The organism is Rhizobium leguminosarum bv. viciae (assembly GCF_012276115.1).
Taxonomy (GTDB): domain Bacteria; phylum Pseudomonadota; class Alphaproteobacteria; order Rhizobiales; family Rhizobiaceae; genus Rhizobium; species Rhizobium leguminosarum_T.
Genome location: NZ_WIEU01000003.1, coordinates 181,999 through 206,902, shown reverse-complemented (window position 1 = coordinate 206,902; position 24,904 = coordinate 181,999). Strand labels below are relative to the sequence as shown.

The following is a 24,904-nucleotide window of genomic DNA, read 5'->3' as shown; positions in this document are numbered from 1 at the left end:
CCATTCAAAGTGCTGCAGCGTTTTGGGCCTCCGAAAAGAGGCGCGGCGCTGGAGAGAAATCCTTCAAAACCCCGGCCTTCGCGCCGGGGTTTTTTATTGTGCGCCGCGTCGATTCCGTCTTGTGACAATCGTTAAAAAAGCGTTAACTTTTGATCGTCGTCCACATGTTAAGTCTGTGGGCAATCAACCGGGATGCGACATCGCATATGGTTAATTGCCTCTAGCGGGACCAGAGTAAACGTTATGAAGACGTTGTCGATCGATGTCCGGCGGGCCGAGCCGCAAGATGCCCGAGCCATATCGGAAACACACAGGCTTGCCTGGCAACACACCTATGCCGGCATTATTCCGCATCGCGCACTGACGCAGATGATCGAGCGGCGCGGCGAAAACTGGTGGCGCAAGGCAACGCGCGGACCGGCGACGCTGCTGGTTCTCGATGTCGCCGGGACAGTCGCCGGCTATGCGACACTCGGCCTCAACCGCGCCCGCGCTCTGCCGCAGGAAGGCGAGATTTACGAGCTTTATCTTCGGCCCGAGTATCAAGGCATCGGCCTTGGCAGGATGCTGTTCGGCGAAGCGCGCCGGCTCTTGAAGTCGCTCGGCTGCAACGGGCTGGTCGTCTGGTGCCTCGAGGATAACGAGACCGCCAGCCACTTCTACCGCAATCATGGCGGCGTCGATTTCTGCGAAGGCATGGAAAGTTTCGACCACAGGCAGTTGAAGAAGATCGGCTTCATCTGGAGCTGAACGGCCATTCAAAGTGCCACAGTGCCCCCGGCGTCTGAAAAGACGCGCGGCGCTGGAGTCGGCGTCCGCCTATCTCCTATTAGAAACTTTTGATGTGAATGTGCGCCGTTGCAGGCAAGCATTGGCGCTGTGCCATGTTGCGTTGCGGGATGAAACTGATTATCTGGCTGCCAGCACATTCAACCTCGCGGGAGTTTCTTATGCGCATCGACGCCATTGCAATCGGTATCAATCCACCTGAGGACGTCAACGTTATCGTCGAGGTTCCGGTCGGCGGTCATCCCATCAAGTATGAGATGGACAAGGAAGCCGGCACGCTGGTGGTCGATCGTTTCCTCTATACGCCGATGACCTATCCGGGCAATTATGGTTTCGTGCCGCACACGCTGTCGGAAGACGGCGACCCGATCGACGTCCTGATCGCCAGCACCCGCCCGTTGGTTCCCGGCTGCGTCATCAATGTGCGCCCGATCGGCGTCCTGAAGATGGAAGACAATTCCGGCAAAGACGAGAAGATCATCGCCGTGCCGTCGCCGAAGCTGACGCTGCGCTATGAGAAGGTGAAGGACTACACCGATCTTCCCGAGATCACGCTGAAGCAGATCGAGCACTTCTTCGAGCACTACAAGGATCTGGAACCCGGCAAGTGGGTGAAGATCTTCGGCTGGGGCGACTCCAAGGAAGCCGGCGAACTCATCCTCGAAGCCGTCGAGCGCGCCAAGAAGAAAGGCTGATCGCTCAGCCTAAAAATATCTCGAGCTTTTTTACCAAATCCTTCGGATCGCCGTCGATCCGGAGGATTTTTTTGCGCCCGGTCTCGCCCGAGACGACGCTGACGCTGGATTTGGGAATGCGCAGGGATTTTGCGATCAAAAGGATAAGCGCCTTGTTGGCCTTGCCTTTCTCGGGCACGGCAGTGACGCGTGCCTTCAGGAAAGCTTCACCCTTGCCGTCGGCCTCAATGCCGTCGAGAGCATCACGCCCGCCATTCGGCGTCAGCCGGACGGCGAGGCGCAGGTGGTCATCGAAAAGGCTCCAGGGACGGCTCAAGCGACCAGCGGGTACAGCGTGGTCCAAAGCAGGGTGCGCAGGAAGAAGATAATCAGTAGCAGGATGATCGGCGAAATGTCGATGCCGCCAAGATTCGGCAGCCGGCGGCGGATCGGCTTCAGCACCGGTTCGGTGACATTGTAGAGGAATGTGCCGACCGAATTGACGAACTGATTGCTGGAATTGATAACATTGAAAGCATAGAGCCAGGAAAAAATGGCACTGGCAATCAGGATCCAGGTGTAAATATTCAAAGCCAAATCAATGGTTTGAAACAGCGCAAACATCATCGTCTCCAATTCGTTGTTGACAGACATGTAGACATTGGCGACTAAACGGGCAAGTGCCGTGTGGAAACGTACGGTGAATCATGTTTAACGGGCGGCTTTGCAGCTCTTCCGGCGCCCGTCTCCTCGGAAAACATCCATGTCGTTTTCGCCCACCGGAGACCGTTTTGCCGCGTTCCGGCATTCGTCCTACACGCGGTTCTTCTTCGCGCGCTTCCTGCTTTCCTTCTCGCAGCAGATCGTCAGCGTCGCGGTCGGCTGGCAGATGTACGACCAGACGGGCAGCGCGATCTATCTCGGCTTGATCGGTCTCGTGCAGTTCCTGCCGTCGCTGCTGCTCATCCTCGTCACCGGTTCGGTGGCCGACCGCTACAATCGCCGGGCGATCGCCGCACTCTGCTCGCTGGTGAGCGCGCTCTGCACGTTGGCACTGCTTGTCATGACTTTGATGGGAAGCTTTACGCCGCTGCCTGTCTTCGCGGTGCTTTTGATCTTCGGCATCGAGCGCGCCTTCATGTCGCCGGCAGTGCAGTCGCTGGCGCCCAATCTCGTGCCGGAGGAGGCACTCTCCAATGCGATCGCCTGGAATTCGTCGTCCTGGCAGCTCGCGGCAATCACCGGGCCGGTGCTCGGCGGTCTGCTTTATGGCGTCAGTGCGCCGACTGCCTATACGGTGGCGGTGATTTTTTCCGTGCTCGGTGCGGTCCTTCTCTACATGATCCCGAAACCGGTGCAGAAGACGACGGGCGAGACCAAGAGCTGGGCGATGATCCTCGGCGGCTTCAGTTTCATCCGCGCCGAAAAGGTGGTGCTGGGGGCGATTTCGCTCGACCTCTTCGCCGTGCTGCTCGGCGGGGCCACGGCGCTGATGCCGATTTTTGCGCGCGATATCCTCACCCTCGGTCCCTGGGGCCTCGGACTGCTGCGCGCCGCACCCGGACTTGGCGCCATCGTCATGGCGATCTTCCTTGCCGCCTATCCGCTCAAGCATCGCGCCGGCATCTACATGTTCATCGGCGTCGCCCTGTTCGGCGTCGGAACGATCATCTTCGGCGTCTCGACCAGCACCGAGGTCTCGATAGCGGCGCTGGCGCTGATGGGAGCGGCCGACATGGTGTCGGTCTATGTGCGCGAGAGCTTGATTGCGCTCTGGACGCCGGATCAGCTGCGCGGCCGCGTCAATGCGGTCAACATGGTCTTCGTCGGCGCTTCGAACGAGCTCGGGGAATTCAGGGCGGGCACGATGGCGGCGATCTTCGGCGCGGTGCCGGCGGTCGTCATCGGCGGGATCGGAACGCTTGTCGTGGCGGCGATCTGGGCGTCGAGTTTTCCCAAACTGCGTGGGATCGATACGCTCGACGCGCCCACTGTATCGTCGGAATCGATTTAGAAACCGGTTATGCGCGGATAGCGATGGAGGACGTCGCCTTCGCCGTCTTTCCCTCGAAGACGATGTCGAGAAATTCGGTCAGCCAGGCTTTCAGCGGCGCGTCGAACAGCATGCGGCCTTCGAGATGTTCGCGGCCCTGCTGGGCGTTCGGCAGGATGAAGCGATGGGCGCCATGCACGACCCAGCGGTGCATCATCACCCGGGTCAGTTCGGCATGGAACTGCAGGCCCCAGGCGTTGCCGTCGTAGCGGAAGGCCTGGTTCGGATAGGCATCGCCTTCGGCGAGCAGGTCGGCGCCGCGCGGCAGCTCGAAGCCTTCGCGGTGGAAATGATAGACCATCCTCGGCCAGTGCATCAGCAGGCGGCCCTTCTCGGTCGGGTGCAGCGCATACCAGCCGATCTCCGTCGAGCCGTCGGCATTCGACTGCACCTTGCCGCCGAGATGATGCACCAGCATCTGCGCGCCGAGGCAGATACCGAGATAGGGTCGCTTTTCCCGGAGCGGAATGTCGATCCAATCGATCTCCTTCTTGACGAAGTCATCGGGATCATTGGCGCTCATCGGCCCGCCGAAGACGACGGCGCCGGCATGGTCTTCAAGTGTTGTCGGAAGCCGCTGACCAAGAACCGGGCGACGGATATCGAGACGGTAGCCCTTTTCGACGAGCAATTGGCCGACACGGCCGGGGCTCGACCGCTCCTGATGCAGGACGATGAGGATCGGGCGCCTGTCGCGGTTCTTGATTTGCTCAGTCGGCATCGTCTTGTGCAACCTGGACATCGGTCACCCTGGCGGCCGCCTCCTGCCGCTTCTGGATGCGCTCGCGCGAGGAGACGCCGAGCAGATCGGCGATACGCCAGATCACATGGTCTTCCATCTCGCTGCGCTCGCCATCGGCATAGACGATGTCCCAGAGGATGCCGATCAGCTCCAGCCGTTGCTCGGTGTTGAGATGGCGCTTCAGGTCGGCGGTGAAGCGATAATAGTCGACGGCGGAGCTTTCGGCCTCGAGCCCGGCGGCCATCAGAGCATCGAGCTGCTTGCTGTCGAGCGCATACTGCTCCTTCAGGAGCTTGCGCAGCCGCTTCTTCTCGCTGGCTTTGATCTGACCGTCGGCCTCCATGACCTGCATGCAGAGCGCTGCCACTGTGATGCGCGGATCATCAGGGGCGAAACCTTTCTTCGGGTTGTCGGCGGTGAGCTTCTGGAAGAATGCCTGAAAGCGTTCGAACATGCGGTTTTCGTTCCATTTCAAAAAAGGCGGAGCCGAGTCTTGGGTTCCGGTTCCACCCTGGGATCACGAACGCCGGGATCATCCGGCAGTCCGCCAAAGAAAGGTTTCGCCTCGCTTGGCGCCGGCGCTTTATCGCTCACGGCCGGTTCGACGGGTTTCGGTTTTGCCGATGCCGGTGCTGGTGCAGGCGTGGGGCGCACGGCCTCGGCAATCGTCGCGGCGCGTTCCAGCTCGATGATGCGATGGTCGTTGACCGGGCTTTCCGGCCTGACGTCACGCAGCGGCGGCAACGTCTTCAAGGCCGTTTCGATCGAGGCCGGCGCCGAACCGTCTTCGAGCGGACCCTCGATCTGGCCGAAGGGCGCCTTCCATTCGAAGGCGTCGAGGCGGCCGGTCACGGGCGATACCGGCAGCCATTTGTCCGATACGAAGCCGTCTGCCACCCAGGCCGGATCGCGTGGCGCCTTGAGCGCCTGGGCCAGCCAGTGGCGCACGCGGCCCTGGTCTCCGGTCTCGGCTTCTTCGATGTCGGCCAACAGCAGATAGGCGGCTTCACGCGGCTGCATGCGCGCCGCTGCCTCCGCCTTGGCGCGGGCCTTGGCGAATTCCTGCGCGTCAAGGGCTGCCTGGGCGACGACGAGAAGGGATTCGACGTTGTTCGGGCGCTGCCCTTCCAGCCGCTCGGCGCGCTTCAGCCGGTCGAGCGTCGAATCGCCGCTGCGGGCCCTGACATAGGCTTGGCCGATCTCGGGATGAGGTGCCGATTTCCATGCCTGTTCGAGGATCGAGGCGGCCTTGCGCACGCCGCCTTCGCGAAACAGCGCCTTTGCGGCGATGAGGGCTGCCGGAATGAAATCGGCGGCAAGCTTCAGCGCCTGCAGAGCGTCGTCGCGGGCACCTGTCGGGTTGCTTTCCAGCTTCTCGCCGGCGCGCGCTGTCAGGAGGACGGCGTGCAGACGGTTGGCTTCGGCCTTTTCGACGACGCGGGCGGCCTTTTGCTGTTCGAGCAGGCGGATCGCATCGTCCCAGCGGCCGGCCTGGCTGCGATATTCGAGCGTCGCCTGTGCGGCCCAGGGCAGATATGGCGCGTTGTCGGCGGCCTTTTCGGCATATTGGCGGGCGGCCTCGTTGGCTCCGAGACGGCGGGCCTCCAGATAGAGGCCGCGCAGACCGAGCTCGCGCGTCTCGGGATCGTTGGCCATGGCCTCGAACTTGGCGCGCGCCTCATCATGGCGACCTTCGATCAGGGCGGCCTGGGCCTCGAGCAGGTTGATCAGCGGTTCCTGATCGGCGCGGATCAGACCGCGCGAGCGGGCGGCCATCTTGCGGGCAAGCAGAGCATTGCCGGCGCCGGCGGCGATCAGGCCGGTCGACAGTGCCTGATAACCGCGGTCCCGCTTGCGGGCGCGAAAATAACGCGTCACCGAATGTGGCGAGGTCCAGACCAGGCGGACGAACCACCAGGCGATCATCACGGCGGCGACCAGCGCGATGATCGCGCTGGCGGCGACGATCAGCTTCGTCTGGTAGATCTGGCCCTCCCAGATCAGCGAGAGGTCACCGGGACGATCGGCGAGCCAGGAGAAGCCATAGGCAAGAAGCAGCACGAAGAGGGCGAAGACGACAAGGCGGATCAGCATGGTCTCATCCCTCCTTGCCGGTGCCGGAGACCGCTTTCGACAGCGCCCCGCCGACCAGTTCCTCGACGCGGATGCGCGCTTCGAGCGATTGCTTGAAGGCGGCGGACGCCTGTTTGCCGAGGGCGGGCAGGCTGTTCCATTCGGCGGAAGCGCCGGGCAGGTCGCCGTTCTTCACCTTCTCCTCCATGCGGGCGGCGATGGCTTCGACGCTTTCACCCTCGATATTGCCGACGGGACGAACGGTCACCAGCGATTTGGCGCTCGACATCAGCCGGTCCGACCAGCTCTGGTTCGGATCCGGCTGGTTGACGGCTTCAACGATCGCGGTGGCGACATCGGGAACCTCGCGCACCAGCTCGGTGCGTGAGGGAATGCCCGTCTCGGCAAAGGCTCTAAGGTCGGCGACGGCTGGATCATCGGGTGCGACGCCGGCGAATGTGTCGAGTTCGGCCAGGAACGGGCCACCGCGATCGATCGCCGCCTTCAGGGCGGCAGCCGCGATCGCCCGGGCAACGGCGACGTCCTCGCGCGGCTCGTTCAGCTTCTTTTCGGCCTCTTCGAGGCGCTTGGCGATATCGGCGCCGTTCGTCGTCTGCTGCTCGGAAGACTGGGCAAGCGTCGAGCGCAGCTGGTCGACCTGACCGGTCAGTTCCGCAATCTTCTGGTTGAGTGCATCGACATTGACAGAATCGGCCGGCGCGCCGGCCGCGGGGGCCTTGGCAGCCGCTTCCAGCGCAGCGACACGTTTCGCAAGCTCGCCGTCATCTGTGCTCACCGGATTGGCGGCAAGGTTGGCAACGGTCTGTTTCAGGCCGTCGATCTCGCCGGCAAGATCGGCCGTCTCCGGCGATGTCGTCTGTGGCGCGGAGGAGCCTGGGAGGTAACCCGCATACTGAATGGCGCCGGCGCCAAGCAGCGCCACGAGGCCGCCGAAGATGCCGGCGGCAATGAGGCCGGAGGTGCCGGCGCTCTTCGGCGCGGGCTGTTCAGGAGGAGGGGTGAAGGAAGGTTCTGGAGCTGCCGGTTCCTCCTCCGGCGCATCCATCACAGGCTTCTCTTCATGTTCGGCATGCGACGCAGCCTCGGTTTCGGGCGCTAGGCCGACATCGGCGGTAGTGCTGTCGGCATCGCCGATTTCATTGTCTACCGGTTTTTCGGTATCGGCTGCAGCGGCGAATTCCTGTGCATCGAGGTCGATCGTGACCGGTTCGTCGGCGCTCTTCGAATGGCGTGGCGGGTTTCCCGATACCATGAGGTCCTCTTTATCCTGCATTGCAACGAAACTAGACAGTGATGCCAGTTAAGGGAAGAGGTTAGATCAAATTTGGGCGGTTAGAGCCTTTCCTGGTCAGATTGCAGCATTCTGCCGGAGCAGATTTTCGTCAGGGCAGAGGCGATTGGCGACGGGCATACCTCTCGGTACGTTCGAGCCGATCGCCTCTGCCCTGGCGGAAAGATGCCCGGCCCTTCGGGTTGGCTGAAACGGGCCGGCTGATCGACCGGCCGGCTTGGCCGTAGAGCCGGGCTACGACGCGCGCCGGCCGGTCGACCATCCGACTCCGTTTGAGCCAACAGAATGCTGCAATCTGACCAGGAAAGGCTCTAAAGCCTTCAAAGCAGCGACAAGAGGCTCTTTTCATCCGCCATCGGTGAAATCTCGACGCTTTCTTTCAGAGCCGTCGGGATGGCTTGCGCCACTGCCTCGCTAAGGCAGAGAAGGCGGATTCCGCTGTGTTCCGGCACGGCTGATCGCAGTTCCGGCACGCGAAAGAAATCCTCGGCCGTCTGCCGGGAATAGAAGAGAATGGCCTCAGGGCGAGACCTAGAGAAAATCGCATCGATCTCGGCCGGGCCGGGAACGACCGGCTGCATGCGATAGCATTCGGCGATAGAAAAGCGGATGCCGAGTTCGCGCAATCCCGCTTCGAAAGTTTCGGCGCGGGGCCAGCCGGCAAGATAAAGCAACCCGTCCGCTCCCTGCGTCGCGACGAGATCGGCGAGATCGCGGCCATTGCCCTGGGATGAGGCGACCGATCGAAAGCCGAGGCTGCGCGCCTCTTCTGCGGTCGTTTCCCCCACCGCGAAAAGTGGGCGGGCAAGATGCGGACGAAGTTTTCCCCCGAGCGCGGAGAGGACCCTGATGGCTTCGGCGCTGGTCACCGCGATTGCGCCGCTGGTGGCTGCAAGGGCGCCTGCGGCAGCGGCGCTGTCGTGCAGCGGCTGACGCAGCGGCAGCAGCAAGGGCTCGTGGCCCAAATCGCGTAATCGTTGTGCGGTTCTCGTCGCCGACTGCGCGGGGCGGGTGACGAGCACACGCATGGCCGCTTCAGTGCCAGTCGTCGAAAAAGGCGCTACCGGCCCTGGCGCGCACGTCCTGGCCGGCGCGGGTGCCGAGCGCTGCCGCGTCGCGGCGGTGGCCGTCGGTAGTCACCGCATGCTGGCTGCGGCCGTCGGGAGTGATGATGAGGCCCGAGAACCGGATCAGGTCGCCTTCGCAGACGGCATAACCGCCGATCGGCGTGCGGCAGGAGCCGTCGAGTGCGGCGAGGAAGGCGCGTTCGCAGGAGACGGTGTCGAAGGTCGTGATATCGTTAACCGGCGCCAGCAGATCGTCGACCCTGGCATCGCCGATACGGCTTTCGATGCAGATCGCTCCCTGCGCCGGGGCCGGCGGGAAGGTGTCGGGGTCGAGGATGTCGGTCAGCACGTCGACCTTGCCGAGGCGTTTCAGGCCGGCAAGCGCCAGCAGGGTCGCATCCACCTCGCCCTCTTCGAGCTTGCGCAGGCGCGTTTCCACCAGGCCGCGGAAGGTGACGACATTGATATCCGGCCGCATGCGGCGGATCAGCGCCTGGCGGCGGAGCGAGGATGAACCGACGGTGGCGCCATGCGGCAGGTCGATCAGTTTGCGCGCAGTGCGGCCGATGACGGCGTCGCGGATATCTTCACGTGGCAGGTAGGCGGAGAGATAAAGCCCCTCGGGGAGCCTCGTCGCCATATCCTTGGCAGAATGCACGGCGAAATCGAGCTCACCGGCGGCAAGCTTCTGTTCGAGCTCCTCGGTGAACAGGCCCTTGCCGCCGATCTCGGAAAGCGACCGGTCGGTGATGCGGTCGCCCTTGGTGGTCAGCACGACGATCTCGAACATATCCTCGGGCAGATGATGCGCCGCCATCAGCCTGTCGCGGGCCTCATGCGCCTGGGCAAGCGCCAGCGGGCTGCCGCGCGTGCCGATCCGGAAAGGTTTTGTTTGCATCCGCTCTATTCCGTTGTTACCGGAGTTCTCGTAAACGGGTTTCCATCCCATCGCAATCAACGAACAGGCCTTATGGTTCCCTTTCTGCGCATCCTTGGCATCGAAACGAGCTGCGACGAGACCGCCGCGGCGGTCGTCGAGCGCGATGCAGAGGGGCATTCCAACGTGCTGTCGGATGTCGTGCTTTCCCAGCTCGACGAGCATAGCGCCTATGGCGGCGTGGTGCCAGAGATCGCCGCACGCGCCCATGTCGAAGCGCTGGACGAGCTGATCGAGGAAGCGCTGAAGCGCGCCAATGTGTCGCTCAACGATGTCGATGCCATCGCCGCTACGTCGGGGCCGGGGCTGATCGGCGGGCTGCTGGTGGGCTTGATGACCGGCAAGGCGATCGCCAGAGCCGCCGGCAAGCCGCTCTATGCGATTAACCATCTCGAAGGCCATGCGCTGACGGCGCGGCTGACGGACGGGCTTTCCTTTCCCTATCTGATGCTGCTTGTCTCCGGCGGCCATACCCAGCTCATTCTGGTGCGTGGTGTCGGGCAGTACGAACGCTGGGGCACGACGATCGACGATGCGCTGGGCGAAGCCTTCGACAAGACGGCAAAGCTGCTCGGTCTGCCCTATCCCGGCGGCCCGGCGGTGGAGCGGATGGCGCGGGACGGCAATCCCGATCGCTTCGACTTTCCGCGGCCGCTGGTCGGCGAGGCAAGACTCGACTTCTCTTTCTCCGGCCTGAAGACGGCGGTGCGGCAGGCGGCGCAGGATATCGCGCCGCTCAGCGATCAGGACGTCGCGGATATCTGCGCCTCGTTCCAGAAGGCGGTCTCGCGGACGCTGAAGGACCGTATCGGCCGCGGCCTGCAGCGGTTCAAGACGGAATTTCCGACGATATTTCCCGCGACCGGCGAAAAGCCGGCGCTCGTCGTTGCCGGCGGTGTCGCCGCCAATCTCGAACTGCGCGGCACGCTGCAGGCGTTGTGCGACAAGAACGGCTTCCGCTTCGTCGCGCCGCCGCTCAGGCTCTGCACCGATAATGCCGTGATGATCGCCTGGGCGGGACTGGAGCGGATGGCGACCGGCGCCGCGCCGGATGCGCTCGATGTGCAGCCGCGCTCGCGCTGGCCGCTCGATTCCAATGCGGAAACGCTGATCGGTTTCGGAAAACGAGGGGCCAAGGCATGAGCGAAAACATCGCCGTCGTCGGATCGGGGGCTTTCGGCACGGCGCTTGCCGCCGTCATCGCGCTTGCCGGCCGCAGCGCCGTGACCCTCGTCGGGCGCGATCCGTCCCTGATTGCCGATCTGAAGGCCGAACGGCTGCATGATGCGGTGCTGCCCGGCATTCTCCTGCCCGATACGCTGGAATTTTCCGCCGAGGCGGATGCGATTACCGGCGCCTCCATCGTGCTGTTTGCAATGCCGTCGCAGGCACAGGCCGATGCGGCGCGGCAATACGGACCTTATCTTTCCAAGGATGCTGTCGTCGTTACCTGTGCCAAGGGTATCGAACGGGCGACCGGCAATCTTCTGACCGACATGCTGGAACGGGAACTTCCGGACCATCCCATCGCCGTGCTCTCCGGCCCGGGTTTTGCCGCCGATATCGCCAAGGGCCTGCCGACGGCGATGGCGATTGCTGCAGCCGACATGGAAATCGCCGAGCGGCTCGCTCTGGCGATTTCCGGGCGGACCTTCCGACTCTACGCTTCCAATGACCGGATCGGCGTGCAGCTCGGCGGCGCGTTGAAGAATGTGCTGGCGATCGCCTGCGGCATCGTCGAAGGCCGCGGCATCGGCGATTCCGCGCGTGCGGCGCTGATTGCGCGCGGGCTTGCCGAAATGTCGCGTTTCGTCGTCGCCAAGGGTGGGCAGGCGGATACGGTGCGCGGACTTTCCGGCCTCGGCGATCTGGTGCTGACGGCAACGAGCCATCAATCGCGAAACCTGCGCTTCGGCATCGCGCTCGGGCGCGGCGAAAAGACCGATCCCCTGAAGGGTGCGCTGGTGGAAGGCGCGTTTGCCGCTTCCGTCGCCTCGCGGCTTGCGGCGGAGTTGAAGGTCAGCATGCCGATCACCGATGCCATTTCCGCCATCATCGACGGCAAGCTCGATATATCAGAGGCGATAGAGCAGCTGATGACGCGTCCGATCACCACCGAATAGGAGACAGACATGCTTTTCGCCCTTCTCTGCAAGGACAAACCGGGACATCTGAACGTGCGCATGGATACGCGTCCGACGCATATCGAGCATCTGAACAAGCTGAATGCCGAGGGCACGCTGAAGATCGCCGGGCCGTTTCTCGATGACGACGGCAAGCCCTGCGGCAGCCTGATCATCGTCGAAGCGGAATCGAAAGAGGCGGCGCGTGCGCTTGCCGATGCCGATCCCTATGCCAAGGCCGGACTATTCGAAAGCGTCGACGTCAAGGCCTACAACTGGGTCTTCAACAAACCGGAGGCGTGAGCATGGCGCACTGGCTCTATAAATCCGAACCTGCCTCCTGGTCCTGGGAGCAGCAGAAGGCTGCCGGCGAAAAGGGCACGGAATGGACCGGCGTCCGCAACTATCTGGCGCGCAACAATATGCGGGCGATGCAGATCGGCGACAAAGGCTTCTTCTATCATTCCAATGATGGGCTGGAGATCGTCGGCATCGTCGAAGTCTGCGCCCTGTCGCATCCCGATTCTTCCGCCAAGGGCGATCCGAAGTGGGATTGCGTCGATATCCGCGCCGTCATGGACGTGCCGAAGCCGGTGACGCTGAAGGATGTCAAGGCGAGCGAGAAGCTCGCCAAGATGGCGCTCGTCACCTCGATGCGGCTTTCGGTGCAGCCGGTGACCGAGGAAGAATATCTCGAAGTCTGCCGGATGGGCGGATTGGACAATCCGCCGCGTTGAAGACCGATCCGCAAGCCTTCATCCGCGCCAATACCAGCCTGATGCCGCCGCCGCATGTGCCGGAGATTTCGCTCCATCTGGCGAGCGAGGCGCATGAGCTCTGGCTGAAGACGGAGGAGGAACTGGAGGCGATCGGCCTGCCGCCGCCCTTCTGGGCTTTTGCCTGGGCAGGCGGGCAGGGACTGGCGCGCTACGTTCTCGATCATCCGGAAACGGTGCGCGGCAAGCGCGTGCTCGATTTCGCCAGCGGTTCCGGCCTTGTCGGCATTGCGGCTGTGATGGCCGGTGCCCGGGAAGTCACGGCCGCCGATATCGATCCCTGGACGGAAGCCGCAGTCCGGCTGAATGCCGAGGCCAACCGCGTTTCGCTCGGATTTACCGGCGCCGATCTGATCGGGCAGGGCGTCGATGCGGACATAGTGCTTGCCGGCGACGTCTTCTACGACCGCGCTTTCGCCAATGCGCTCGTTCCCTGGTTCGCAAAGCTCGCAGCCGACGGCAAGCGGGTGCTGGTCGGCGATCCCGGACGTAGCTATCTGCCGCGGGATCGGCTGGAATTCTGCGCGGTTTATGAGGTGCCGGTAACGCGGGCGCTGGAGGACAGCGAAGTCAAGAAGACGACAGTGTGGCGGTTCGATCCCTAAAGCGCGTCGCGGCGGCAAGATCAGCCAACGCCGTTCCGACTGCCTTGTAGCGAGTGATCTCATCGTTGGACGTCCGCGCTGGACTATCTGGCGACACAGTTCGCACGCACCGCATCTGTAGACATGACGCCGCCTCGACGGGAATAGAACCGTCGTAACAGCACCGCCTTACCTGTTCGACAGGGCTATCACAGCGTCATTGCGCATCACCATCTCTATATGTGCGCAGAATGCTGCGAGACGGACGAGGAGGAATTGGCGGAGAAGCCACGAGCCTCTGTAGAAGAGACATGTTACGCGTTTTGGGCTGCTTCTGCGACGGAGGCAGTTCTTGCGCCGCTCTTTTCGCAAGTTCGAAGTCAAAATCAAAAGACATTTCGGGCCTCGTCCACCATTTGGAAATCTCGAAGAGAATCTCCAAGACTAGAATGCAGGAAACGTGCCAACCGCTGCGTTAGGCGGTGCTGGCACGGCGGCGTCAACCCTGTCGCCTCGCGCTATTGTGCCTAGAACAGGATGATTTTGGGCCGGTTCGGCCTAAAATCTGAATCCTGTTGTAAATTATATAGTTAGAGCATGATGTCATCCGAAAACCGCCCACACTTCGGCATCATGCTCTACAGCGCCGCGCGTCTTTTCAGACGCGCAAAGGACGCTGTAGCACTTTGAATTTACGCATAATCCTTTTCGAAAACCGATTCCGATTTTCGGGGTTATGCGCTAGGATACGGCCTCAAATCGAATGGATTGCGCGCCTTCCCACAGCGTGAGGCGCCCTATTTCGGCGAGTTGGTCGAGATTGGATGTGATTGTGATGAAATGATTGCCAGCCAGTTGGCCCATTTTCGATGAAAAATCGACGCCTCCGTAGGCAAGCAGGATTTCCGTTTCGCTAATGCCTCCCGGGTAAAGGATGATGTGACCGGGGGCCGGATGGCTTGTATGGTTCTCGTAACCGACGCCGAAATCATGGTCGCCAAGCGGGATCCAAACGCCCTCGCCAGACCAGCGAACGTGCACGATTTTACCATCGAACGGCATCTGCTTGATGAATGCTTCACAGGTTTTGGGCGCTCTGGCAGTTTCCAGGACAGCGTCGAAGATGAATGGCCCTGCTGTAATTTTCAGTTTCATGATGTCGCTCTTGTTAGATTTGACTGCTTGTTGATTTGTCTCGCCGCGGCTTTCCGATATTGGCCGTGGCCCTTAGTACCCACCAGGACGCCGTTTTCGACGACAGGCTTTCCGGCGACAATTGTCGTTATCGGCCGTCTTTAATGCCAGTCGCCACCGTGCCGTTCTGAATGATGAGATCGCAGTTGCTCACAAGCCTGACCTTCAGTGTTGCAGGATTTTGCCAAGGAAAGCTTCGGTTCGTGGGTTGTGTTTGCCCGCGAAAAACTCCTCGCTCGGACGATCCTCGACGATCTCGCCCTGATCGATGAAAATCACGCGCGTCGCCACTCGGCGGGCAAATCCCATCTCATGGGTGACGACCATCATCGTCATGCCGTCCTTTGCCAATCCGGTCATGACGTCGAGCACTTCGGAAATCATTTCCGGATCAAGCGCGGATGTCGGCTCGTCGAAGAGCATGGCGAGCGGATCCATCGCCAGCGCCCGCGCGATCGCCACGCGCTGCTGCTGCCCGCCGGAGAGTTGGCTTGGATATTTTTTCGCGTGGTCCGTCAGCCCGACGCGATCAAGAAGCGCCATGGCCTTCGCGTGGGCTGCCGTTTCGCTGCGGCCAATGACAATCTTCTGCGCCAGCATGATATTGTCGATGATCGTCAGATGCGGAAACAATTCGAAGTTCTGGAAGACCATCCCTACCCGTGTGCGAAGGTTCGGCAGATCGGTCTTCGGGTCGCCGACTTCGATACCATGCACCCGGATCGAACCTTTCTGAAACGGCTCGAGCCCGTTGACGCATTTGATCAACGTCGATTTGCCCGACCCCGAGGGACCGCAGACAACCACGACCTCACCGCGCTCGACGTTTACCGAGCAGTTCTTAAGGACAGCGAACTGACCGTAATATTTGGTAACGCCAGTGATCTCAATCATGCCCGGCCTTTCTGGAAACGCGAGATGGAAAAGGGTTGCAAGGCTCTATCGGTCTCGCGACCGAGAACGAGCCGAGATGTTAACTGGCCGACGATCGGGCCGAGCGTATAGCCGTTTGAAGTGACGGCGTTGAAGAACCCGGGCATTGACGGGTATTCGCCGAGGATCGGCGCACCGTCGATGTTGATGTTCATCGCTGCCCAGCTTCGGATGACGTGAAGTTTGCGCAGAGCGGGAACGACGTGCTGGGCAACCCAAAGGTTCCCCTCAAGGCTCGACAGGAGCGGGCGCGGATGTTGATGGACCGGATCGAGGCCTGCGGTCCAGCCGCCGCCGATGATGAAGTTGCCGTTTGCCGCCTGCTTCAGGGTCAAATGGCGGTCGGCATGGGCGACGAGACACGAAATCAAAGGTGCGGCGGCCTCGGTAACCACCATCTGCAGCGGAGCACCGAATACGGGCACGTCGATACCGAGCATCGCGCCGATCTTTGAAGCGAAGGCTCCGGCTGCATTGACGATCCGTTTTGCCCGCAATATGCCCCTCGATGTCTTGACCTCGAACCCGTCGTCCGAGGTCCTTATTCCGGTGACCTCGCAATTTTCGAAGACTTGAGCGCCGTCTCGCCGTGCCGCCTCCATTATATATTGCGTAGCGACGAGAGGATTGATCTTGCCCTCCTGGGAGCAGTAGGCAGCACCGACGAAGTGAGAAGACAGAGCAGGCTCCAGGGAGCGCAATTCCTCTTGCCCGATCAAGCGGCAATCGATCCCGGCCGCGCGCTCCACCCCGACCTTTTCCGCCAGAAAACGCATGTGGTCATCGGTTTCGGCCACCATGAGGCCGCCCGTGACCTTCATCTCGAAATCCTGTCCGAGCTCGCTTTGCAGCGCGGCCCAAAGAGCGATTGAATCACGCTGGAGGGGAAGTGTTTGAGCGGCAGCTCCGCCGCCACCTTCGGCACGGGCACCATGGTCGAAGGAAAGCAACTGGGCATGAAGACTTCCTGCATTCCCCCCTGATGCCAGCGAGTTCGCAAAAGCACGCTCCACTACCACAACGTCCTCGCCTTCCCGGGCAAGGAAGAGCGCCGTCGAAAGGCCTGCAATGCCGGCGCCGATTACCAACGTGGACGTTTCTTTCACCGGCAAAGCTTGAGGGCTCGCCAATGGGCGTTTTTCCGGCAAAAGCGCGCGCTTGTGGCCACCCCATTCCGGCTTTTCGACCGCAAGCGCCGCCAGCGGAATAGGGCGAAGTGGCATTTGCGGAGCCAGAAAACCGCTTGTTTCGCCCGTGAGGTGCCGTTCTTTCACGACATCAGCGATCGCTTTGCCGCAGTAGCGGCTCTGACATCGCCCCATGCCGGCACGCGACAGGCGCTTTAATGTCGATACGTCCTGCGCACTATCTGCGCTGAGCGTCCTCAAGACACCGTAAGTCACCCCTTCGCAACGGCAGATCAATGCATCATCTGGCTGAATTGCCGTCTTTGTCTTTGCATCGTCCTTCGGCGCAAAGACCTGCCAAAGCGCCTCTTGAAACCGTCTATGGCGGGCAAGCCTCTTCACTGCGCTTTCGTCGGTTTGGACAAGGAGGCCCAGTTTTCGCGCAATCGCGGCGGCGGCGATCTGCCCTTCTGCCATTGCAACATGCGCGCCGCCGAAACGCGCCGCTTCACCGACAATATGCACGTTTGCACACGTTGTCTGACCGTCGAGATCTCGCACTGCCCGCAGATCGCCGTCGACGACCTCATGGCCGCACCCGAGTAGTCGGGACAGTTCATTGGAGGATGTGAAATTGCCGCCGATAAGGACAGTGTCAGCATCGAGATTGGTCTCGCCGCTTGGTCCGGCGAACGTGACGCTCTCCACACGCTGCGAACCGTTGATCGAGGTGAGCACGCTATTCCAGCCTATCTTGACGCCCGCGGACCTAAGCGATGATATCTGCCGCAATCCGTGGCGGGCGAGGGCGGGATCCGTTGTCAGAAGGCCGAGAGCTGCTGCGGGGCGAGACCAGGGTGGCGGTGCTGCTTCCAGCAGGGCGACTATGGGGGCTCCTGCCTTTCGAAGTTCGTTTGCGACCTGCATATTCAAAGGACCGTTTCCGGCGACAATGATCCTTCGGCCGGGCACGGTTCCGTAGCTCCTCAGCAACGTCTGGGCGGCCCCTGTTGTCATCACACCAGGAAGTGTCCAACCCCGCACCGGTGTAGGGCGTTCGTAGGCCCCCGTCGCGATGATCAGTATTTTCGGCTTGCAGTAGAACGCATGGCCGGATCCATAGCAGGCGATAATGAGCGAACCGTCGTCGTCACGTGCGGCACCCCACACCAGTGTAGCGGTTAGAAATGTCACGCCATGGTCGCGCACTTCCCCTATAAGCGCTGCGCCGGATAAAGCCTGCTCGTCGCCACTCAATTGCTCGGCGGCGCTCCGTGTCGAGGGTTGTTTGAAATACTGCCCGCCGGCAGACGGCCGTTCATCAATGACAGTCACCTTGGCGCCGGCCGCAGCAAGGACCTGCGCTGCGGCAAGCCCCGCGGGCCCCGCTCCGACGATGAGAACGTCCATCGTCCTTGTCGTCAAGGACTGCGGCAAACCGCAGAGATCGGCAATCTGACCAGTGGCAAGATCTGGCCGCGCAGCAGGGCGCAGGACCCGCATGTCATTGTCGACAGTGGTCATGCAGGCCCGCTGGCTGACTTTTCCGTCGATCGTCACGAGACAGTCGTGACAGACACCCATTCCGCAGAAGAGGCCACGGCCGTCGCCTTTGATGCCTCGGGAAAATTCATGCCGCCCCGTCGCCTCGATGGCGGCCGCAACAGACATGCCCTTTTCGGCAAATATCTGCAGACCGTCGACCGAGAGCCTGACCCGCGCATCGTCGGGCCTCAAACTCTGGTTTATGGAAGCGACGGGCATCATGGAGTTCCTCAGGCGCCGAACGTCAGACCGAAATCGGCCACCAGCCTCTTCATCGCGGCGTCTTGCGCGGGTGGCAACGGCAGGCGCGGCGGACGCGGCAGGCCTGCGCCAAATCCCATATGGGTCAGCAGTGACTTCGTTCCTGCGACATAGGCCTGGCCCCCGACCGCTTGAATGACAGGCAGCCATTTGAGGTAAAGCTCTCTTGCCGCATCGAACTTTTTCTCATTTGCGACAAGTTCGAAGATCCGCGCCATCGGTCCTGGGGCAACATTTGAAGCCACAGCCACCCAGCCCTGCGCACCCATAACGAAAGACTCGAACCCGAGTATGCCCCCGAACACCGTCATATCGTCGCCGGCCAGCCGGATGATATCGCGCACGCGCGTCACTTCGAGGGTGGACTCCTTGATATAGTCGCAGCCGTCGATTTCGGCGATGCGCTTGACCAACTCCGGCGTCAGGTCGACGTTTGCGGTCGCGGGATTGTTGTAGACCATAATCGGGATGCCCACGGCAGACGCAATGCTCTTGTAGTGGTGAACGAGTTCGTCATCCGTTGGGGTGGAATAGAACGGCGGAATAATCATGACACCGTCAGCTCCCATTGCCTCGGCCTTGACGCTAAGGCGAACGGACTCCCGCGTATCTTCCGCTCCCGTGCCGATCAGAACAGGCACCCGTCCCGCGACGGTTTCGATGACGGTCCTCGCCACACCATCGCGCTCTTCCTCGCTGAGCGACAGAAACTCACCGGTCGATCCAAGAGGGATCAGGCCATGGATACCTTCCTTGACCTGCCAGTCGGTAAAGGCAGCCAGCCCCTTCAGATCAACCGCGCCGCTGGGATCCAAGGGAGTAATCATCACGGTGTAGACACCGCGGAACGTCTTCTGCATTTGAAAATCCTGGTTCTAGCGCTTCTCGTTAATGGAAAGCCGAGATCCGGCTTGACCGAGACGCTTTTCGATATGGCTCTGGAAGAAGTCCCAGAGTGTTGTGAGGAGGAGGTAATAAATCGCCGCGACCGCAAACAGTTCGAGCACCATGAACCGCTCCTGGATGAGAACCTGGGTCCGGCGAAGGAGTTCTTCGACCGAGATGACAGAGGTGACGGAGGTCGTTTTCAAGAGACCGTTCACCGAATTGCCGAGAGGCGGAACGATAACTTTGAAGGCTTGCGGCATGACGATATAGCGCATGATCTGACGTTCCGTCATCCCGAGCGCGCGAGCGGCCCTGGTCTGGCCTTCCGGCACGGCTTCGATACCGGCACGAATGATCTCAGCGAGATAAGCCGCCTCGTTGAGAGCCAATCCGAGCAACGCCGCCTCTATGACGGTGAACTTGATGCCGAACAGCGGAAGCGCCGTGTAGATCGCAATCAACTGTACAAGAAGCGGCGTGCCACGAAAAAGCCAGATATACGCCTTGGCAATGTAGTATGGCACTCGTCGGGACGATCGCCGCATCAATGCAAGGGCAAAGCCGAGAATAAGCCCCGCCACCAACGAGACGACGGTGAGCCAGACAGTTGTGAACACCCCGCCAAGTATAAAGGGGTTGAACAGGTAACCGAAGAAGCCAGACCAGTTCCAAAGCGACATGAAGACGACTTTCTGCAAGAGGTTTGGCGCGACGTGGTCGCGCCCCGCCTCATCTCTAAACGATCTTCGAAATCAGTTCAGCGGCCGGGGCCTTTGACCGAATAGTCACCCGCGACCATCGGCAGACCGTATTTGTCAAAGAGCGCCTTTAAAGATCCATCCGTCTTCATGTCTTTCAACGTCGCAGACACGGCATCAGCCAAAGCCGGGCTTTTGAATGCGACAGAAACCGGAGCGGGGTAGAGGCCGCTGATTGCCCGTTTGAAGTCCCCGCGAGAATCGTACTCCTTGGCAACCGCGTCGATCGACACGACACCCTGCACCTGGCCTGCCCGCAGAGCCTGGAAGGCCAAGGCGAAATTATCGAACGTCTGGATGGTCAGGCCTTCTTTGCCCGCGTCACGCAGTTCCTTATCGAGATGGCGGGTCTTTGTTTCCTCGAAACCACCAATTTCGACACCGATCGTCATGCCGGCCAGATCATCTTTTGCGGCGACGTTTTTCTTCGAATCCGGCGCCACGGAGATGCTGATGGCCTGATCTTCATAGGGGATCATCTGCATGATCTTGGCACGTTCCTCGGTGAAGAAAATGCCCGTATTGATCATGTCCCAGCGGCCAGCTTGCAGACCCGGAACCATCGCGGAGAATTCGATGCGGACATATTCGGGCTCGAGGCAAAGGCGCTTGGCGATCTCTTTGCCGAGGTCGATGCGCATGCCCTTCAGATCGCCCGTGGAGTCGATGAACTGGAGCGGAGGAAGCGTTGGATTGGTCGACATGACGAGCGTGCCGGGCGTGATCAACTCGCCTGCCGCCACTTTGGGTTCGCAGGATTGAGCGAAGGCAAAAGACGCTGTGACCGACAGGAAGGACGCGGCAAGAACGCTGCGAGAGAAGTGTGAACGGAGCATGGAGAGCCTCTGGAGTTCGGTTCTTTATCGTTGGATCCCGACCGTGCATTCAAGTGGGATCCCACTTTTATACAAAAGTCCACCGTAGATGCAAGTGCATTCTCAACTCATCGATTCAGTAGTTCGCAAGCACGCCCTGACGGACGACTTCGAGATGACCGGCCATGGCTCGGCGAGCCGCCTCGGCATCGTTGGAGGCTAAGGCAAGCAGGATCGCTCGATGTTCCCGCACGCCCGGCTTCGCGCGCACGACAGGCAGCTGCCGCTCGAAGATCGTTGTGTAGCGTCGCATCTCCCCGATAGTGGTTGCCATAAAGGGGTTGCGGCTCTCGCTTGCGATATAGTTGTGAAGCGCATCGTCAAACGCCCAGACCACCTCTGGGTCAGGTTCGGGGTCGGCCTCGATCTCGTCCAGCATCCCTGTCAAAGGGTCCAGTTCAAGTCGCGAAACATGGGGGCTGGCGAGCGCAGCCGCAGTTGGTTCGAGCAGCATCCTCATGGTGAGACTGTCAAGGTAATCCTTGAGACTGATGACCCTGACCGAGAGAACGCCTTTTTCGTTTCTGACAAGTAGTCCCTCTCCTTCGAGACGTCCCAGCGCGTGACGCATGGGAGAACGCGAAACAGCATGTTTCGTCGCCAGGCGGCGTTGCTGGACGACCGATCCCCCCGCGAGCCTGGCTGATAGAATATCGGCCAGCAGGGAACGGTAGGTTTCGTCAGCAAGGCTGGAGTCGCCAACTTCATTCAGACCATCGTCCATCTGCACTCGTTCCAGTCCTTTTCCAAATCGGCTATCATATGTAACAAGTGATCGCGTAAGGAAAGCACGATGCCGCGTCGAGCGGCCAAGGCATTAAAGAGCAAGGAAGTAGCAAACGGTGACAGACGCCTTGGCGGCCCCGGGTCGGAAAATTGCGGAGAAAGGGCAGCATAATCTTGCATCGCTGACCTACAAGGCCGTGTCCGACATGATCCGGCATCGCCGGCTGAAAGGCGGGCATGTCATCGTTGAGGCAAGGCTTGCCGAGACACTCGGGATTTCGAGGACACCGCTGCGCGAAGCGCTGCAGAGGTTAGAGGGCGAAGGCTTGGTTCGCAAGGGCGATGGCCGAAACTACGTCGTGCGACAGGTGGATGTCGGCGAGTATCTTCAAAGCTTGAAACTGAGGTTGCTGATCGAACCTGAAGCGGCGGTATTGTCGATCAACGCCATTCCGCGGCGGCTTTTGATCAGTGTCCGGCAGGAAATCCACGACCTTTTGGATGCGACGGCGTATCACACAGACGCGCACTGGTTCTCGGACGACAATCTCCATAATATGATCATTGATCATTGCGGCAACGCGGTCATGGCAAAGGTACTGCGGGAGCTTCGGGCGACCACGCGTCTCTTCGAAATCGACCGCCTGAAAGATCGCCTGAAGCCGGACTCCACGGAGCACCTCGTTATCATCGAGGCGATCGACCGGGGCGATGTTGAGGAAACGCGCCGAGCTGTCGCCCAACACATCGAAAGCCTCATCGCATTTACGCGAATGCATCTACAAGTCGCTGACCTCTAGTATTGCAGTTGCATTTTTGTGTGTCACGGCAAGACGAGTTGGATGCGGGTGGAGGCGGCGGGCGACACCGGCCCGTGGTGGCAGCAGGCTATTCTGGGGCATGGTCATTGGGACGCGGCTGCTGCGCCGCTTGTCACGCAACTGTCCCAAATTAACCCATTAATTAGCATTCACTTGCATGCGCGGACTGCGATGCTACCGTCGCCCACATCGTGGGGGATCGCGTATGACGATTGAAGAGCTGATCGATCTGCAGGAAGCAGGCTCAAGGGCGCGGGTGCTCGGCCTGAAGGCTCACGAAAACCCATACCTCGCCGCCCATAGGATGCCTACTGGTGATACCAGCGCCCTCGGCGATTGGCTTGCGCGTCACGACGCGTGGAAGTTCGGTTGGGAAGCGGAGGACGCTAGCCGCGAAGATAGAATTGCTGCGCACTTCAAGGAGCTGATCTCGACTGCCAAACAACGTGCGCTCGATGCCTAACGTTATTGATCGTGGTTTGTTAGAGCGGTTCAGCTTTTAACGGAAGCGCAGAACCGCTCTATCCTTTTGCTTTTACGCATTCCGGACGGAAAACCGCTTCGCACTTTTCCTGGAATTGCTCTAGCGACAAATTCGGTTTTCTTGCCCGTCACGGCGAAGGATCGGCACCTCTTTCACCATCGGATTGCCAGCTTTCAGGCCTTTTCGAAGAGCGGCGAGATCACCATTTCCGGCACCAGCACCAGGCCCTTGTCGGTTATCCGGATTTCCGGGATGACTGATAGCGGGATAAGGTTGAAGCCCATATAGGCGATGGTGCAGCCTGCCTTTTCCCATTCGAGCTTCAATGCCTTTACCTCGTCCGCGACCTGGTGCACGCGTTTGTCGGACAAAAGCCCGGCGACCGGCAGTGGCACCATGGCCGTCACCTTGCCGTCCATGACGACACAGACGCCACCCTGCCTTTCCTCGATCGCGTCGAGCGCCACCTGCATGTCCGCGGCATTCGTGCCGGCGACGATGATGTTGTGGCTGTCGTGGCCGACCGAGGATGCGACCGCGCCTTGTCTGAGCCCGAAGCCGTTGAGCAGTCCGTGGGCGACATTGCCGGCAGACTTGCCGTGACGTTCCACCACCGTCACGAAGCAGAGGTCGTGCTTGTCGAAATGGGCTTGCCAGTCATTGGCCGGTTCCAGCGCGACGATGACATGGCCGAGGGTAATGCCAGGCAGCTCCGTCTTGATCGCATGCGCGACGACCGTCTCCGTCGGCAGGTCCGGTGTCAGCTTGAGATTTTTCGGCAGCCTGACCGTGTGGTAGGCGGCATCCGGATAGCGGTACGGTTTCGACAGGGCTTCGTCGAGGATCGGCGTGATCTTCTTGCCGTCGACGACGAGCTCGCCGCCATACCAGGTGCTGATCGGCGTAAGGTCGTCGCTGAGAAGCACCAGGTCGGCGCGGCGCCCGCCGCCCAGACCGCCGATTTCGCCCTCCATGCCGAACCGCGTCGCGCCGTGCAGCGAACCCATCGCCCAGGCCTCTTCCGGCCTCATGCCGTATTTCACGGCTTCGCGCGTTACCCAGTCCAGGCCGAAGGCGAGCAGATCTTCCGCGTCACGGTCGTCGGTGCAGACGGCGACGCGCTTGTGGGAAGCGCCGAGCTCGGTGATCGTCTTGATCGCCTGCGGCAGCGAATGCCAGGGTGTCGTCGGCGGGCCGCCGCGCAGGAAGATCCACACGCCGGCTTCCAGCAGGTCGTCGGCAATGTCGCGGTCGATGGCTTCATGCGTGTCGGTAACGCCGGATGCGGCATAGGCGGCAACGAACTCTCGTCCGTAGACATGGCCCGACACCGGCCTACCACGCCCGAGTGCTGCAGCCAGGATCGCATGGCTGCGCTCGTCGCCCATCGCAACGGGGACAAAATCCATTTTCTCACCGAGAGCCACGGCTTCCGGCCATTTGTCGAACAGGGCGGCGATCTTGTCCGGCGTCAGGTCGCCGCCGGCTGTTTCCAGATCCGGCGTCGTCGCCGGCACGGTGCTCGGCACGGTCAGGAAGATCGACAGCGGCGCCTGCCGTGCATCCTCGAGCATGGCCTCGACGCCGGCGACGTCCATGACATTGCCGATCTCGTGGCTGTCGCAGAAGATCGTCGTCGTGCCGTTGAGGAGCGCCGCTTCCGCATAGGCGCAGGCCGTCACCATCGAGGATTCGATATGGATATGCGGATCGACCAGGCCCGGGGCGATGATGCCGCCCCTTGCGTCGTAGAGCTTGGCGCTCCCGCCTCTGTAGCTGCCGGCCGGCTTCACGGCTGCAATGCGGCCCCCCGAAACCCAGACTTCGCGTCCGTCGAGAAGGCGCTCCGAATAGGTGGACAAGACGCGTGCGCCCTGGATAACCAGGTCGGGTTCGCGACGAGCGGAGGCGACATCCGCAAGATGGCGGGTCATGGTCGAGAGCGGCTGAACGGAGAAGCGGGTAAGCGTGCTCATGTAAACCTCATTTCCAGGGCTCGGGGAGGACAGGCCGAGATTGTAGGGAACGCCGTCAGGGGAGGGAAGCACGAATGGTTCTCGTTTCTAGCGCAGGTCCAGGACTAGTGGAGCAGGGCAACAGGCGCGTTCCGATCATTCGCGATCGCCCGGGTCAGAAGGCGTCAGCCGGCGATCGAGGCGGCT

General features: G+C 61.2%; 26 protein-coding genes. 10 read left to right on the top strand and 16 right to left on the bottom strand.

Going from position 1 to position 24,904, the window contains the following annotated elements; translation table 11 throughout:
- The first annotated feature begins 243 nt into the window (after nucleotides 1-243).
- Nucleotides 244-750, top strand: coding sequence for a GNAT family N-acetyltransferase (locus GFM02_RS06875; RefSeq protein WP_168268483.1), 507 nt, complete (start codon nucleotides 244-246; stop codon nucleotides 748-750).
- Between the two features lie 200 nt (nucleotides 751-950).
- Nucleotides 951-1,484, top strand: coding sequence for an inorganic diphosphatase (gene ppa, locus GFM02_RS06870; protein ID WP_026265494.1), 534 nt, complete (start codon nucleotides 951-953; stop codon nucleotides 1,482-1,484).
- A 4-nt stretch (nucleotides 1,485-1,488) separates the two neighbouring features.
- On the opposite strand, the gene GFM02_RS06865 is transcribed toward ppa, so the two are convergent.
- Together GFM02_RS06865 and GFM02_RS06860 are read right to left on the bottom strand one after the other, a co-directional pair.
- A complete protein-coding gene (locus tag GFM02_RS06865; RefSeq protein WP_168321227.1) occupies nucleotides 1,489-1,800 on the bottom strand; it encodes a DUF167 domain-containing protein in 312 nt (103 codons plus the stop codon).
- Nucleotides 1,797-2,087, bottom strand: coding sequence for a YggT family protein (locus tag GFM02_RS06860; RefSeq protein ID WP_025396317.1), 291 nt, complete (start codon nucleotides 2,085-2,087; stop codon nucleotides 1,797-1,799). Before GFM02_RS06860 ends, GFM02_RS06865 begins: the two co-directional genes overlap by 4 nt.
- Nucleotides 2,088-2,226: 139 nt before the next feature.
- On the opposite strand from GFM02_RS06860, the gene GFM02_RS06855 reads away from it, so the two are divergent.
- The gene (locus GFM02_RS06855; RefSeq protein WP_168321226.1) at nucleotides 2,227-3,477 is read left to right on the top strand and encodes an MFS transporter; all 1,251 of its coding nucleotides are present in this window, start codon (nucleotides 2,227-2,229) and stop codon (nucleotides 3,475-3,477) included.
- 7 nt (nucleotides 3,478-3,484) lie between these two features.
- Here the strand turns inward: GFM02_RS06855 and GFM02_RS06850 are convergent, their stop codons facing one another.
- The 6 genes from GFM02_RS06850 to hemC all read right to left on the bottom strand — a co-directional run bounded on the left by GFM02_RS06850 (nucleotide 3,485) and on the right by hemC (nucleotide 9,608).
- On the bottom strand, nucleotides 3,485-4,237 hold the full coding sequence (locus GFM02_RS06850; protein ID WP_168268477.1) for a glutamine amidotransferase: 753 nt from the start codon (nucleotides 4,235-4,237) through the stop codon (nucleotides 3,485-3,487).
- Nucleotides 4,227-4,712, bottom strand: coding sequence for a TerB family tellurite resistance protein (locus GFM02_RS06845; RefSeq protein WP_020052003.1), 486 nt, complete (start codon nucleotides 4,710-4,712; stop codon nucleotides 4,227-4,229). The genes GFM02_RS06850 and GFM02_RS06845 overlap by 11 nt, the downstream gene beginning before the upstream one ends.
- A 17-nt stretch (nucleotides 4,713-4,729) precedes the next feature.
- Nucleotides 4,730-6,352 carry a heme biosynthesis protein HemY gene (locus tag GFM02_RS06840; RefSeq protein ID WP_168321225.1) on the bottom strand — a complete coding sequence of 541 codons (1,623 nt, stop codon included), beginning with the start codon at nucleotides 6,350-6,352 and terminating at the stop codon, nucleotides 4,730-4,732.
- Between the two features lie 4 nt (nucleotides 6,353-6,356).
- Nucleotides 6,357-7,625 carry a COG4223 family protein gene (locus tag GFM02_RS06835; protein WP_205930205.1) on the bottom strand — a complete coding sequence of 423 codons (1,269 nt, stop codon included), beginning with the start codon at nucleotides 7,623-7,625 and terminating at the stop codon, nucleotides 6,357-6,359.
- Between the two features lie 338 nt (nucleotides 7,626-7,963).
- The gene (locus GFM02_RS06820; protein ID WP_168321223.1) at nucleotides 7,964-8,671 is read right to left on the bottom strand and encodes a uroporphyrinogen-III synthase; all 708 of its coding nucleotides are present in this window, start codon (nucleotides 8,669-8,671) and stop codon (nucleotides 7,964-7,966) included.
- A 7-nt stretch (nucleotides 8,672-8,678) separates the two neighbouring features.
- Nucleotides 8,679-9,608, bottom strand: a complete 930-nt coding sequence (gene hemC, locus GFM02_RS06815; protein WP_168321222.1) for a hydroxymethylbilane synthase — start codon at nucleotides 9,606-9,608, stop codon at nucleotides 8,679-8,681.
- A gap of 72 nt (nucleotides 9,609-9,680) precedes the next feature.
- On the opposite strand from hemC, the gene tsaD reads away from it, so the two are divergent.
- The 5 genes from tsaD to GFM02_RS06790 are packed head-to-tail and all read left to right on the top strand — an operon-like array spanning nucleotide 9,681 to nucleotide 13,151.
- Nucleotides 9,681-10,790: a tRNA (adenosine(37)-N6)-threonylcarbamoyltransferase complex transferase subunit TsaD gene (gene tsaD, locus GFM02_RS06810; RefSeq protein WP_168321221.1), complete on the top strand. Its 1,110-nt coding sequence runs from the start codon at nucleotides 9,681-9,683 to the stop codon at nucleotides 10,788-10,790.
- On the top strand, nucleotides 10,787-11,770 hold the full coding sequence (locus tag GFM02_RS06805) for an NAD(P)H-dependent glycerol-3-phosphate dehydrogenase (protein ID WP_168321220.1): 984 nt from the start codon (nucleotides 10,787-10,789) through the stop codon (nucleotides 11,768-11,770). Before tsaD ends, GFM02_RS06805 begins: the two co-directional genes overlap by 4 nt.
- 9 nt (nucleotides 11,771-11,779) lie before the next feature.
- Entirely contained in the window at nucleotides 11,780-12,073 is a 294-nt protein-coding gene (locus GFM02_RS06800) for a YciI-like protein (protein WP_003543605.1), read from the top strand.
- Nucleotides 12,074-12,075: 2 nt separating this feature from the next.
- Nucleotides 12,076-12,507, top strand: coding sequence for an EVE domain-containing protein (locus tag GFM02_RS06795; protein ID WP_003543603.1), 432 nt, complete (start codon nucleotides 12,076-12,078; stop codon nucleotides 12,505-12,507).
- Entirely contained in the window at nucleotides 12,504-13,151 is a 648-nt protein-coding gene (locus GFM02_RS06790; protein WP_168321219.1) for a class I SAM-dependent methyltransferase, read from the top strand. Before GFM02_RS06795 ends, GFM02_RS06790 begins: the two co-directional genes overlap by 4 nt.
- A 720-nt stretch (nucleotides 13,152-13,871) precedes the next feature.
- Here GFM02_RS06790 and GFM02_RS06780 read toward each other — a convergent pair.
- The 7 genes from GFM02_RS06780 to GFM02_RS06750 all read right to left on the bottom strand — a co-directional run bounded on the left by GFM02_RS06780 (nucleotide 13,872) and on the right by GFM02_RS06750 (nucleotide 21,441).
- Nucleotides 13,872-14,285 carry a DUF3830 family protein gene (locus GFM02_RS06780; RefSeq protein ID WP_018072093.1) on the bottom strand — a complete coding sequence of 138 codons (414 nt, stop codon included), beginning with the start codon at nucleotides 14,283-14,285 and terminating at the stop codon, nucleotides 13,872-13,874.
- Between the two features lie 204 nt (nucleotides 14,286-14,489).
- On the bottom strand, nucleotides 14,490-15,218 hold the full coding sequence (locus tag GFM02_RS06775) for an amino acid ABC transporter ATP-binding protein (RefSeq protein WP_168321218.1): 729 nt from the start codon (nucleotides 15,216-15,218) through the stop codon (nucleotides 14,490-14,492).
- Complete coding sequence (locus GFM02_RS06770) at nucleotides 15,215-18,163, bottom strand: FAD-dependent oxidoreductase (protein WP_168321383.1); 2,949 nt, start codon at nucleotides 18,161-18,163, stop codon at nucleotides 15,215-15,217. The genes GFM02_RS06775 and GFM02_RS06770 overlap by 4 nt, the downstream gene beginning before the upstream one ends.
- Nucleotides 18,160-19,050, bottom strand: coding sequence for a 4-hydroxy-tetrahydrodipicolinate synthase (gene dapA, locus GFM02_RS06765; protein WP_168321217.1), 891 nt, complete (start codon nucleotides 19,048-19,050; stop codon nucleotides 18,160-18,162). Before dapA ends, GFM02_RS06770 begins: the two co-directional genes overlap by 4 nt.
- Nucleotides 19,051-19,065: 15 nt before the next feature.
- Complete coding sequence (locus GFM02_RS06760; RefSeq protein ID WP_026265491.1) at nucleotides 19,066-19,758, bottom strand: amino acid ABC transporter permease; 693 nt, start codon at nucleotides 19,756-19,758, stop codon at nucleotides 19,066-19,068.
- 77 nt (nucleotides 19,759-19,835) lie between these two features.
- Nucleotides 19,836-20,672 (bottom strand): ABC transporter substrate-binding protein, encoded by an 837-nt coding sequence (locus GFM02_RS06755; protein WP_168321216.1) that lies wholly within the window; start codon nucleotides 20,670-20,672, stop codon nucleotides 19,836-19,838.
- A gap of 115 nt (nucleotides 20,673-20,787) precedes the next feature.
- Entirely contained in the window at nucleotides 20,788-21,441 is a 654-nt protein-coding gene (locus GFM02_RS06750) for a GntR family transcriptional regulator (protein WP_348643953.1), read from the bottom strand.
- 112 nt (nucleotides 21,442-21,553) lie between these two features.
- Between GFM02_RS06750 and GFM02_RS06745 the strand changes: the two genes are divergently transcribed.
- Together GFM02_RS06745 and GFM02_RS06740 are read left to right on the top strand one after the other, a co-directional pair.
- A complete protein-coding gene (locus tag GFM02_RS06745; protein ID WP_027666893.1) occupies nucleotides 21,554-22,237 on the top strand; it encodes a GntR family transcriptional regulator in 684 nt (227 codons plus the stop codon).
- A gap of 226 nt (nucleotides 22,238-22,463) precedes the next feature.
- Nucleotides 22,464-22,721: a CrpP-related protein gene (locus GFM02_RS06740; RefSeq protein WP_020051988.1), complete on the top strand. Its 258-nt coding sequence runs from the start codon at nucleotides 22,464-22,466 to the stop codon at nucleotides 22,719-22,721.
- A gap of 194 nt (nucleotides 22,722-22,915) precedes the next feature.
- On the opposite strand, the gene GFM02_RS06735 is transcribed toward GFM02_RS06740, so the two are convergent.
- Complete coding sequence (locus tag GFM02_RS06735; RefSeq protein ID WP_168321214.1) at nucleotides 22,916-24,718, bottom strand: adenine deaminase; 1,803 nt, start codon at nucleotides 24,716-24,718, stop codon at nucleotides 22,916-22,918.
- Nucleotides 24,719-24,904: the final 186 nt, after the last annotated feature.